Source organism: Pseudomonas sp. GW821-FHT02H06, from assembly GCF_059421525.1.
Genome location: NZ_JBWKVD010000010.1, coordinates 173,485 through 185,848, shown reverse-complemented (window position 1 = coordinate 185,848; position 12,364 = coordinate 173,485). Strand labels below are relative to the sequence as shown.

The window sequence follows — 12,364 nt, the reverse complement described above, 5'->3', positions numbered from 1 at the left end:
GAGAGGCACAGCGGCTCGGATCACGATTCAGCGGGTGGCGCGCAGGAAATCCCCCGCACGCTGCGGGCGAGGAAGTCGCCGAAGATCAGTTGCAGACCGAAGATTTTCATGTGGGAAAGATTACTCCGGCTTGTCCGATTGCGCATCGGGATGAGCGGTCTGAAACGCTGGATGCTGCAACGCCAGCCCTTCGACCCGGCAAATTCGCGGGTACGGGCTCATGTCGACGTTGAAGCGCCGCGCCGCATACACCTGAGGCAGCAGGTACACATCGGCCAGGCCAACCGCGCCAAAACAAAATCCAGTATCGCCAATCAGGGCTTCCACGGCGGCGAAGCCTTGGTTGATCCAGTGGCCGATCCACGCCGTCACATCGCCTTCGTCATGGCCCATGCCGCGCAAACGATTGAGCACCGCGACATTGTGCAGCGGATGAATGTCGCAACCGATCAGGGCGGCAATCTGCCGATGGCGCGCACGGTCGAGCAGCGCGTCGGGGAGCAATGCAGGTTCCGGGGAGAATTCTTCGAGGTATTCGATGATCGCCATCGACTGGATGATCACTTCACCGTCGTCCAGCTTCAGGGCAGGAACCCGGCCCTGGGGGTTGATCGCCAGGTAGTCGGGCTGGTGATGTTCGCCGCCGTCGCGAATCAGGTTGACGGGGATGGCGTCGAACGCGAGACCTTTCAGCGCCAGGGCAATGCGCACCCGGTAGCTGGAGGTCGATCGGTAGTAGGTGAAAAGATCCACGGGAATGGCCTGTTATTGTTGTTTTGGTTTTTCACTACGGCGTAAGCGGCTTACGCAATGCGTAAACTGCGGCAATGGGTGAGGTCTGTCAAGCGAAGGTCCTATCAAGCGGAGCTGCAGGCGAAGCTCCGTTGACTCAAGCCCAACCCTCCAGCCGCAACGTGGCGCGCACCAGCCGCTGCTCTTCGCTTTCGATCTCCCGCAGGTTGTCGCAGATGTTCTGGATGTGCGCCACAGCGGCCTTGCGCGCCTGCTCGGGCAATCGCCCGGTCACCGCGTTATAGAGCCGGGCGTGATGGCGGTCGATCTGCCGTTTCTGCGCGTCGCGGTGATAGAGGTTGTTGACCGAGGCGAATACCGTGTTCAGCAGCAGATCCGTCAATGAACGCAGGGTCTGCACCAGCACCGGGTTGTGCGAGGCCTCGCAGATGGCCAGGTGAAACGCATGGTCGAGCCGTGCGTGTTCGGACGCTGGCAACGGGTGGTCATGGCCGGCAACCAAGGCGTCGTAGGCCCGGGTGATCAGAACAAAATCCGCGTCGGTGCCGCGCAGCGCCGCCAGCCGCGCGGACTCCCCTTCCAGCAGGCTGCGCACTTCAAACAGGTCGTACAGCGTGCGCGGCTGGGAAGCGAACAGGTGCATCAGCGGTGAATTGGCGGTCAGCCCCAGCCCGCCCATTTGCGCGACGAACGAGCCCTTGCCCTGACGGGTTTCGATGATGCCCCTGGCGCGCAGCAACTGCAGCCCTTCGCGCAGCGCAGTGCGCGACACCCCCAGCTTTTCGGTCAGTCGCCGTTCGGAAGGCAACAGCTGACCGACCTTGAGCACCCCGTCGACGATCAGCCGCTCGATGCGCTCGCTGACGACATCGGCGACCTGCTGCGGGCGTTTGGTGTGGGACTGGGCCTGAGTGATTTCCATGGATCGGACCTGCTTCATTGCGTTGGATGAGTGGGCGCTTATTGCTTGCCCTCACTGGTATGACCATGGACGGCGGTAAAAACCACAAGAATTGGCGTGGGATCTATCTCACTGATAACCAAGTCTTTTAGTCGTTTATTTGATTCAGCCCTATCGCGAAACTGGTTCGACCCCTGCTCCACCCGGTAGACACTAAGCCCGGCTAAGCCAATGATGCAAGCCAGCCATTCACGTTCCGCCACGGAACGGGCCTCCAATAAAAACAAGACAGGGTTGCGAACCCATCATGAATATCCTGTACGACGAACGCGTCGACGGCGTGCTGCCGGTCATCGACAAACAACAGCTGCTCCAAGCGCTGCAATCCCGCCTGCCTGATCTGGACATCCTCCACCGCGAGGAAGAACTGCGCCCCTACGAATGCGACGGCCTCTCCGCCTACCGTACGACGCCGATGCTGGTGGTGCTGCCCCAGCGCATCGAGCAGGTGCAGACGCTGCTGAAGGTCTGCCATGAGCGCGGCGTGCCGGTGGTGGCGCGGGGTGCCGGGACCGGACTGTCCGGCGGCGCCCTGCCCCTGGAAAAAGGCGTGCTGCTGGTGATGGCGCGCTTCAACAAAATCCTCCACATCGACCCCGCCGGGCGTTACGCCCGCGTGCAGCCCGGCGTGCGCAACCTGGCCATTTCCCAGGCCGCAGCGCCTTACGACCTTTATTACGCGCCGGACCCCTCCTCGCAAATTGCCTGTTCCATCGGCGGCAACGTCGCGGAGAACGCTGGCGGCGTGCATTGCCTGAAATACGGCCTGACCGTGCACAACCTGCTCAAGGTCGACATCCTCACGGTCGAGGGCGAGCACATGGTGTTGGGCTCCGACGCACTGGACTCGCCAGGCTTCGATCTGTTGGCGCTGTTTACCGGATCCGAAGGCATGCTCGGCGTGATCACTGAAGTGACGGTCAAACTATTGCCCAAACCGCAGGTGGCGAGGGTGTTGCTGGCCGCCTTCGACTCGGTGGAGAAAGCCGGTCGCGCGGTGGGTGACATCATCGCCGAAGGCATCATCCCCGGCGGCCTGGAAATGATGGACAACCTCGCCATTCGCGCCGCTGAAGACTTCATTCATGCCGGCTACCCGGTGGACGCCGAAGCCATTCTGCTGTGCGAACTCGATGGCGTGGAAGCCGACGTGCACGCCGATTGCGACCGGGTTCGCGCGGTGCTGGAAAACGCCGGGGCGACCGAAATACGCCAGGCGAAGGACGAAGCCGAACGCGTGCGTTTCTGGGCCGGGCGCAAGAACGCCTTCCCGGCAGTCGGACGGCTGTCGCCGGATTACTACTGCATGGACGGCACCATTCCGCGTCGGGAATTGCCCGGCGTGCTGAAGGGCATTTCCGCGCTGTCGGAAGAATACGGCCTGCGCGTCGCCAACGTTTTCCACGCTGGCGACGGCAACATGCACCCGCTGATCCTCTTCGATGCCAATCAACCCGGTGAACTGGACCGCGCCGAAGCGCTGGGCGGAAAGATTCTGGAGCTGTGCGTGAAAGTCGGCGGCAGCATCACCGGCGAGCACGGCGTGGGCCGCGAGAAGATCAATCAGATGTGTGCGCAATTCAACAGTGACGAGCTGACGTTGTTTCACGCCGTAAAAGCCGCGTTCGACCCGGCCGGCACCCTCAACCCCGGCAAGAACATCCCGACCCTGCACCGCTGCGCCGAATTCGGCGCCATGCACGTGCACATGGGCAAGCTGCCCTTCCCTGAACTGGAGCGTTTCTGATGGATGCCCAACGTCAGCCAGCCTTTGTGGCCCAGGACCGCGACGCCAGCGACGCACTGCTGGAACAGGTCAATCAGGCGATTCAGTCCGCCCTGCCGCTGCGCATTCAAGGCGCCAACAGCAAGGCATTCCTTGGTCGCGAGGTGGCGGGTGAAGTGCTCGATACCCGCCTGCACTCCGGCATCGTCACCTACGACCCGACCGAACTGGTGATCACCGCCCGCGCCGGCACGCCGTTGTCGGTGCTGAACGCCGCGCTGGAAGAAGCCGGTCAGATGCTGCCCTGCGAGCCGCCCAGCTACAGCGACAGCAGCGCAGGCGATGGCACCGTGGGCGGGATGGTCGCGGCAGGCTTGTCCGGGCCCCGCCGGCCATGGTCAGGCTCGGTGCGTGACTTCGTGCTGGGCACGCGGGTGATCACCGGCCTGGGCAAGCACTTGCGCTTCGGCGGCGAGGTGATGAAAAACGTTGCCGGCTACGACCTGTCGCGCCTGATGGCCGGGAGTTTTGGTTGCCTGGGCCTGATCACCGAAGTCTCGTTGAAAGTCCTGCCCAAGCCGCGACTGTGCACCAGCATCGCCCTGGAAATGGACAGTGCCACCGCCCTCGCCCGCCTGGCGCAATGGGGTCAGGAGCCGCTGCCGATCAGCGCCGCCAGCCACGACGGCCGCGTGCTGCTTTTGCGTCTTGAAGGCGGCGAAGGTTCGGTCGCGGCGGCCCATGACCGCCTGGGCGGCGAATCCATCGACCCGGCTTACTGGCGCGAATTGAACGAACACCGTCTGGATTTCTTCACCGATGGCCGTCCGTTGTGGCGCCTGTCATTGCCTGTCAGCACCGCTGAGCTGGACCTGCCGGGGGAGCAATTGATCGACTGGGCCGGCGCGCAACGCTGGCTCAAATCCGACGCCAGCGGCAGCGAGATTCGTCGCATCGTCAGCGCCGCAGGCGGGCACGCCACCTGCTACAGCCACGGCCTCGACGACAGCCCGTTTCAGCCGTTGGCCACGCCGTTGCTGCGCTACCACCGCCAGCTCAAGGCACAACTCGATCCGCACGGAATTTTCAATCCGGGCCGAATGTACGCGGAGATCTGAACCATGCAGACGACCCTGAGCGAACACGCCAAAAGCCTGTCCCGTGGCGAAGAAGCGGAAAGCATTCTGCGCAGCTGCGTGCACTGCGGTTTCTGTAACGCCACCTGCCCGACCTATCAGTTGCTCGGCGACGAGCTGGATGGCCCTCGTGGGCGCATCTACCTGATCAAGCAAGTGCTGGAAGGCAAGGAAGTCACCGAGAAAACCCAGCTGCACCTGGACCGCTGCCTGTCCTGCCGCAACTGTGAAACCACCTGCCCTTCCGGGGTCGATTACCACAACCTGCTGGACATTGGCCGCGAGGTGGTCGACGCCGCCGTGCCGCGCCCGCTGGGCCAACGGTTGCTGCGCGACAGCCTGCGCGCCGTGGTCCCCAATGCCGGTCTGTTCAAGTCGCTGACCCAATTGGGCAACTCCTTCAGGCCGCTGCTGCCGGTTGCGCTGAAGACCAAGCTGCCGGGCAACATTCGTCCCGCCAAGGCTCGGCCGACCCGGCAGCACGCGCGGCAGATGTTGATTCTCGAAGGCTGCGTGCAACCCGGGTTGTCGCCCAACACCAACGCCGCCACGGCGCGAGTGCTGGATCGACTGGGCATCAGCGTCACCTCCATCGCCCAGGCCGGTTGCTGCGGCGCCGTGGATTACCACTTGAATGCGCAGGAACAAGGCCTGCAGCGGGCGCGGCGGAATATCGATGCGTGGTGGCCCAGCATTCAAGCCGGTGCCGAAGCCATCGTCCAGACGGCCAGCGGCTGCGGCGCCTTCGTTAAAGACTACGGCCACCTGCTGCGCAACGACCCGGCTTACGCCCAAAAAGCAGCCGCCATCAGCGAACGCACCAGGGACCTGGTCGAAGTGCTGCGCGCCGAACCCCTGGAGCAGCTCGGCGGTTGCACGCGCCAGACCCTGGCCTTCCATTGCCCGTGTACGCTGCAGCACGCGCAGAAACTTGGCGGCGCCGTTGAGTCGGTGTTGACCCGACTGGGCTTCAATCTCACACCGGTGCCCGACAGTCACTTATGCTGCGGCTCGGCCGGCACCTATTCGATCACCCAGCCGGTGCTGGCGAAACAGCTGCGGGACAACAAGATGAACGCGCTGGAAAGCGGCAACCCGGACGTGATCGCGACGGCCAACATTGGCTGTCAGACCCATCTGGCCAGCGCCAACCGCACGCCGGTCAAACACTGGATCGAACTCATCGAGGACGCCCTGCCTCCAAGTTGATTGCAGGCGCACTGGCTCCGTATCAGACCGACACGCATGACACCCTTTGCCCTTCAGGAGAACTGCATGAAAACCAAATCCGTACTGACCCAGACCGAAGTCACCCAGATCCTCGCCGCGGCCCGCACCGAGGCGCAGAACAACGGCTGGGCAGTGTCCATCGCCGTCACCGATGACGGCGGTCACCTGCTGGGCTTCGAGCGCCTCGACGGCTGCGCGCCCATCGGTGGCTACATCGCCATCGAAAAAGCCCGCACCTCGGCGCTGGGTCGTCGCGAATCCAAGGGTTATGAGGAAATGGTCAACGGCGGGCGCACCGCATTCGTGACCGCCCCGCTGCTGACTTCGCTGGAAGGTGGCGTGCCGGTGATCATCGACGGCCAGACCATCGGCGCGGTGGGCGTGTCCGGGGTGAAAGCCGATCAGGATGCGCAAGTGGCCAAGGCCGGGGTTGCGGCGGTAAGCGCGCAGTAACGTCCGCAGCGATCGCCTGCAGCAATGCTGCAAACCCAATTCATGATGGAGACCCCAGATGACCGAGTTCGTCAATTGCCACAACCTCAAGGTGGCGGCCAACCTCAAGCGTTTCGTCGACGAGGAAGTGATCCCCGGGACAGGCCTGACCCCGGAACTGTTCTGGGCCGATTTCGATTCGCTGGTCCACGACCTCGCCCCGGTCAACCGCGAGCTGCTGAAAGAGCGTGACCGCATACAGGCTCAGTTGGACAAGTGGCACAAGTCCAATCCCGGCCCGGTCACCGACATGCCGGCGTACATCGCGTTTCTCGACAGCATCGGCTATCTCAAGCAGGTGCCGGCGCAGGTTCAGGTGTCCACCCACAAAGTGGACATCGAAGTCAGCGAACAGGCCGGTCCGCAACTGGTGGTGCCCGCTGCCAACGCCCGTTACGCCCTGAACGCCGCCAATGCGCGCTGGGGTTCGCTGTACGACGCGCTCTACGGCACCGATGCCATTTCCTCGGCCAACGGCGCCGAAATCAAGGCCGGGTACAACCCGCTGCGTGGCGAGAAAGTCATCGCCTTCGCCCGCGCCCTGCTCGATGAAGCCGCGCCCCTGGCGTCGGGTTCCCACGTCGGCGCCAAAGCCTACGCGGTGGACAGCGGCGAGTTGCTGGTCACCCTGGCGGACGGCAGCCAGTCGCGCCTTTCCCAGCCCGAGAAATACGTCGGCTATCAGGGCGAGCCGCGCCAGCCGAATGCAATCCTGCTGAAGAACAACGGCCTGCACATCGAAATCCAGATCGACCCGGCCAGCCCGATAGGCGCTACTGACCCGGCCGGGATCAAGGACCTGCTGCTGGAAGCCGCGCTGTCGACCATCATCGACTGCGAAGACTCGGTCGCCGCCGTGGATGCCGACGACAAGCTGGTGATCTACCGCAACTGGCTGGGGTTGATGAAGGGCGACTTGACCGAAGCTTTGGTCAAGAACGGCAAGACCATCACCCGTCGCCTGAACGCCGACCGCCAGTACACCGCCGCCGACGGCAACGCGATCACCCTGCACGGGCGCTCGCTGTTGTTCATCCGCAACGTTGGTCACCTGATGACCAACCCGGCGATTCTCTACGACGGCAACAAGGAAATCCCCGAAGGCATTCTCGACGGCGTCATCACCAGCCTGATTGCCTTGCACGACCTGCATAACCGCACCAACTCCCGCGCTGGCAGCGTTTATATCGTCAAACCAAAGATGCACGGCCCGGACGAAGTGGCGTTCGCCGACACGCTGTTCAGCCGCATCGAAGACGCGCTGAAGATCCCGCGCTACACCCTCAAGATGGGGATCATGGACGAAGAACGGCGCACCAGCGTCAACCTCAAGGCGTGCATCGAAGCGGCATCGTCGCGGGTGGCGTTCATCAACACCGGCTTCCTCGACCGCACCGGCGACGAGATGCACAGCTCGATGGAAGCCGGGCCGATGCTGCGCAAGGGCGACATGAAAGCCACGCCGTGGATCAAGGCGTATGAGCGCAACAACGTGCTGGTCGGCCTGGCGTGCGGGCTGCGCGGTCGTGCGCAGATCGGCAAGGGTATGTGGGCGATGCCGGACCTGATGGCCGACATGCTGGAGCAGAAGATCGCGCACCCGAAAGCCGGCGCGACCACGGCGTGGGTGCCCTCGCCGACGGCGGCCACCTTGCACGCATTGCACTACCACAAGGTGGACGTGAAGGCGGTGCAGCAGGAACTGGAACAGGTTGATCTAGACAGCATCAGCGAAGACATTCTGCTGGACCTGCTGAGCATTCCCGTCGTCGAAAAGGCGGAATGGAACGAGGATCAAATTCGTGAAGAAGTGGAAAACAATGCCCAGGGGCTGCTGGGTTATGTGGTGCGCTGGGTGGAGCAAGGCGTTGGCTGCTCCAAGGTGCCGGACATCCACAATGTCGGCCTGATGGAAGACCGCGCGACGTTGCGCATTTCCAGCCAGCACATCGCCAACTGGCTGCGCCACGGCGTTATCTCCGAGGACTATGTGAAAGACGCTTTGAAACGTATGGCGAAGGTGGTCGACCGGCAAAACGCCGGTGACTCGGCTTACACGCCGATGGCCGGCAATTTCGAGAAGTCAGTGGCCTTTCAGGCCGCCAGCGCGCTGGTGTTTAAAGGTCGTGAGCAGCCGAGCGGCTACACCGAACCGCTGTTGCACGAGTTCCGGTTGGCGTTCAAGAAGGAGCATTGATCGAGCGGAAGCGCTGGGGATTGAAGTGGGGGTGACTTGCTCACGAATGGGGTGTGTCAGCGATGCTCAGGCTGGCTGACAGATTGCCTTCGCGAGCAAGCTCGCTCCCACAGGTTCAGCGCCTGACTCACGCTTTGGGGTGGATGGAGAAATTGTGGGAGTGACCGGGGCGTTCCACCTTGCTCACGAAGGGGCCAGTGCAGCCACTGCATCTCTGGCGGCTGGAATTCAGCATTCGCGAGCGAGCTCACTCCTACAGGATCAGCGTCTGATTTTGGTTCGGGGCTGCTCGAGGATTTGCGGGAGTGACCGGGGTGGCGCGCCACCTTACTCACGAAAGCACCTATGTGCTTTCCCGCACCACCAGTTCAAACCCGAGATCCACCTGGGCCTCATGAACCGTGCCGTCCAGCAAGCCGAGCAATAGTTGCGCGGCGCGCTGGCCGACCTGTTCGCGCGGGGTGCGGATGGAGGTCAGGCGCGGGACCATGTGCGCCGAGCCCGGCAGGTCGTTGAAGCCGATCAGCGACACCTGTTGCGGAATGCGGATGCCCTGCCGCAGGGCTTCCAGCGATGCGCCCTGGGCCAGGTCGTCGTTGCAGAAAAACACCCCGTCGACGTCCGGATGCGCTTCCAGCAATCGGGCGAACAGCTCGCTGCCCAGGCCAATGGACGACGGCAGCGGCGATGCCATCTGCAGCCCTTCGTCATACAGCCCTTCCTGCTCCAGCACGCCGCGAAAACCGACGCCCCGTTGAATCACCCGTGGATCGAGCTGCGCCGACACGTACGCCAGTCGCCGTCGTCCACGACTCAACAGATGCCGCGCCGCCTCGGCACCCGCCTGTTGCTGGGAAAACCCCACGCAGGGTTCGGCCCGGGTCGGGTCAAGTTCCATCATGTGCACGCAGGGCACGCCGCTGGACGCCAGCAATTGCTGCGCCGCCACGCTGCGGTCAAAGCCGGTCAGCAGAATGCCGCGCGGTCGGTGAGACAGATGGCTGCGCAGCAGGTTCTCTTCTTCTATAGGCGAGTAGTGATAATTACCGATCACCACTTCCAGCCCGCGCGGACGCAAAACCGTCTGGATGGCTTCGAGGGTTTCGATGAACAGCTGGTTGGACAGCGACGGCACCAGCACTACCACCGACTGGCTTTGCGAAGAGGCCAGCGCCCGTGCGGCAGGATTGGCGACATAGCCTAGACTCAGCGCAGCAGCGCGAACCTTCTCTACCAGTTCAGGCGCCACGGTGGCCACGCCACGCAAGGCTCGGGACGCGGTAATCGGCGAGACGGCGGCCAGTTTGGCGACTTCGTTGAGAGTGGGACGACCGGTGGAGCGGGAACCAATACGTGTCATGCGTTGCCAACTGATTGGAAGGAAGCTGCGGGGGTTGCGATTGTGTGGGATGGGCTCTAAGGTAGCGCTATCTCACGGAGGCCCGCAACTTTTCGATCGTCTAAACGACTGGATTGATGCATCTCATGGATCAGCGAGATACCCATAACAATGACTACACCTGGAAACAGTCTCGCCGGACTTGCACACCATTCGGCGAAGACAGCGCTGTCTCCGGGACGAGGTTTTTATGACTACTGCTCCACATGCTATTTCCGCCATCGTGGTAATGGGTGTTTCCGGCTGCGGCAAGAGTGCCGTCGGCGAGGCCATCGCTAAAAACAGCGGCGGCCGCCTGATCGAGGGTGATGCGTTCCATCCTCAAGCCAACATCGACAAGATGAGCGCGGGCCATCCCCTCGACGACAACGACCGCGCTGGCTGGCTGACCCGCCTCGGCGAAGAAGTTGCCGCCGCGGTAAAGAACGGCGAAAAGCCCGTTCTCACCTGCTCCTCCCTCAAGCTCATCTACCGCGAACGTCTGCGTGCAGCCGTCCCGGAGCTGGGCTTCGTGTTTCTGGAGCTGACCAAAGAACTCGCCACCGAACGCTGCTCCCATCGCCCGGGGCACTTCATGCCGGCCAGTCTGGTCGACAGCCAGTTTGCGACCCTCGAGCCTCCGTACAACGAAGACCGCACACTGGTGGTGGACGCAACCAAATCGATCGAGACCATCGGTAAGGAAGCGGCCACCTGGTGGAGCGAGTCTGGCTCCGAATCTCACACCCCATCTGTCACCGCGCGCACCGGCTCTTGATCCTCGATCAGGCGTGAGCGGCAAAGGTAGCGCTGTCTCTGATGACGCTGCCCTCGCTTCACAGGGCAGAGAGCAACAGCGTCAAGCAGTAGCTCCAAAAAAACAAAATACAACGGAGAGACACCCCCATGTTCGGCATGACTCAAGACACGTATCTGCTGGTCGATGCGTTGGTGACCATCATTGGCCTTGTGCTTCTGATCACCAAGTTCAAAGTCCACCCCTTTATTGCATTGACCATCGCTGCAGGCTTTCTCGGGCTGACCTCCGGAATGCCGGTCGACAAAGTGATGAAATCGTTCCAGGACGGTTTCGGCGGCGTGCTCGGTTTCGTCGGCATCATCCTTGGCCTGGGCACCATGCTCGGCAAGCTGATGGCCGATTCCGGCGGTGCTGACCAGATCGCCCAGACGCTGATCCGTCGCTTCGGCAAGGACCGCGTGCACTGGGCCATGATGTTTTCGGCGTTTCTGGTGGGTATCCCGCTTTTCTTCGAAATCGGCTTCGTGCTGTTGATCCCGCTGGTGTTCATCGTTGCCCGTCGCAGCGGTGTGTCCATCGTCAAAATCGGTATCCCGTTGCTGGCAGGTCTGTCGGCCGTCCACGGCCTGGTGCCACCGCACCCGGGTCCGCTGCTGGCCATCGGCATCTTCAACGCAGACATCGGCAAGACCATTTTCTACGGTCTGATCGTGGCGTTCCCGACTGCAATCATCGCAGGTCCCATCTACGGCAAGTGGATTGCCAAGCGCATTCCGGGCAACCCGTCGAAAGAGCTGATGGACCAGATTGCCAAAGAATCAACCAACGAAAACCTGCCGAGCTTCGCCATCACCCTGGTGACGATCCTGCTGCCGGTGTTCCTGATGCTGCTGAAGACGTTCGCCGACGTCGCGCTGCCAGCCGGTCACATCTTCCGCATCTGGATGGACTTCATCGGTCACCCGATCGCTGCCCTGTTGTTCGCCCTGCTGCTGGCGTTCTACACCTTCGGTTCGGCCCGTGGTTTCAGCCGCGACCACATCATCAAGCTGCTCGACCAGAGCCTGGCGCCCGTGGCCGCGATCGTGCTGATCGTCGGCGCCGGCGGTGGCTTCAAGCAGATGCTGGTGGACAGCGGCGTGGGTAACCTGATCGGCCACATGGCCGTGCAGGCGCAGATCTCGCCGATTCTGCTGGCGTGGCTGGTGGCTGCGGTGATCCGGATTGCTACCGGTTCTGCGACCGTCGCCACCATCACCGGTGCCGGGATTGTGGCCCCTGTGGTGGGCATGATCCCGGGCGTGAACCGTGAGCTGCTGGTTCTGGCAACCGGTGCCGGTTCCCTGATCCTGTCCCACGTGAACGACGCAGGCTTCTGGCTGGTCAAGCAGTACTTCAACATGACCGTGGCCGAAACCCTGAAAACCTGGACCGTGATGGAAACCATCCTGTCGGTGGTAGGCATCATCCTGATCATGCTGTTGTCGCTGGTCGTCTGATGCTTTGATCGCGGCAAATTGACGCTGCGGTTTCTCCGCTGTTCCCATGCCCACCCTCGCGGTGGGCATGTCGTTTCTGCCCCCCTCAAACCATTCACCGCCACGCTCCGGATGCTGAGGCTAGCAGTCTGCAGGGCAGGTGAACCGGGCCTGATACAAAACCGTTCACACATGCCGTCATCAATTCGATTAAAGTTACCGCGTTTTGCCGGTACTCATTTGGGAAGTCTCC

At 62.5% G+C, this 12,364-nt stretch carries 10 protein-coding genes; 7 read left to right on the top strand and 3 right to left on the bottom strand.

Features of this window, described 5'->3' with window-relative positions; genetic code table 11:
- Positions 1-120: 120 nt before the first annotated feature.
- Complete coding sequence (maiA, locus tag AC07VF_RS17710; RefSeq protein WP_346626463.1) at positions 121-753, bottom strand: maleylacetoacetate isomerase; 633 nt, start codon at positions 751-753, stop codon at positions 121-123.
- 136 nt (positions 754-889) lie between these two features.
- Complete coding sequence (gene glcC / locus AC07VF_RS17705) at positions 890-1,675, bottom strand: transcriptional regulator GlcC (RefSeq protein ID WP_282370892.1); 786 nt, start codon at positions 1,673-1,675, stop codon at positions 890-892.
- Positions 1,676-1,961: 286 nt separating this feature from the next.
- Between glcC and glcD the strand changes: the two genes are divergently transcribed.
- The 5 genes from glcD (at position 1,962) to AC07VF_RS17680 (ending at position 8,495) form a co-directional block, all read left to right on the top strand.
- A complete protein-coding gene (glcD, locus tag AC07VF_RS17700) occupies positions 1,962-3,461 on the top strand; it encodes a glycolate oxidase subunit GlcD (protein WP_346629644.1) in 1,500 nt (499 codons plus the stop codon).
- On the top strand, positions 3,461-4,558 hold the full coding sequence (gene glcE, locus AC07VF_RS17695) for a glycolate oxidase subunit GlcE (RefSeq protein ID WP_495009009.1): 1,098 nt from the start codon (positions 3,461-3,463) through the stop codon (positions 4,556-4,558). The genes glcD and glcE overlap by 1 nt, the downstream gene beginning before the upstream one ends.
- Positions 4,559-4,561: 3 nt before the next feature.
- On the top strand, positions 4,562-5,785 hold the full coding sequence (gene glcF, locus AC07VF_RS17690) for a glycolate oxidase subunit GlcF (RefSeq protein WP_495009008.1): 1,224 nt from the start codon (positions 4,562-4,564) through the stop codon (positions 5,783-5,785).
- A gap of 66 nt (positions 5,786-5,851) precedes the next feature.
- The gene (locus tag AC07VF_RS17685; protein WP_122625337.1) at positions 5,852-6,259 is read left to right on the top strand and encodes a heme-binding protein; all 408 of its coding nucleotides are present in this window, start codon (positions 5,852-5,854) and stop codon (positions 6,257-6,259) included.
- A 58-nt stretch (positions 6,260-6,317) separates the two neighbouring features.
- Entirely contained in the window at positions 6,318-8,495 is a 2,178-nt protein-coding gene (locus tag AC07VF_RS17680; RefSeq protein ID WP_495009007.1) for a malate synthase G, read from the top strand.
- A gap of 343 nt (positions 8,496-8,838) precedes the next feature.
- Here AC07VF_RS17680 and gntR read toward each other — a convergent pair whose 3' ends face one another.
- The gene (gene gntR, locus AC07VF_RS17675) at positions 8,839-9,855 is read right to left on the bottom strand and encodes an HTH-type transcriptional regulator GntR (RefSeq protein WP_192174334.1); all 1,017 of its coding nucleotides are present in this window, start codon (positions 9,853-9,855) and stop codon (positions 8,839-8,841) included.
- 268 nt (positions 9,856-10,123) lie between these two features.
- Here gntR and AC07VF_RS17670 point away from each other — a divergent pair, with 268 nt between their 5' ends.
- Together AC07VF_RS17670 and AC07VF_RS17665 are read left to right on the top strand one after the other, a co-directional pair.
- Positions 10,124-10,651 (top strand): gluconokinase, encoded by a 528-nt coding sequence (locus AC07VF_RS17670; RefSeq protein WP_192174361.1) that lies wholly within the window; start codon positions 10,124-10,126, stop codon positions 10,649-10,651.
- 128 nt (positions 10,652-10,779) lie between these two features.
- Entirely contained in the window at positions 10,780-12,132 is a 1,353-nt protein-coding gene (locus AC07VF_RS17665) for a GntP family permease (protein WP_192174335.1), read from the top strand.
- Positions 12,133-12,364 lie beyond the last annotated feature (232 nt).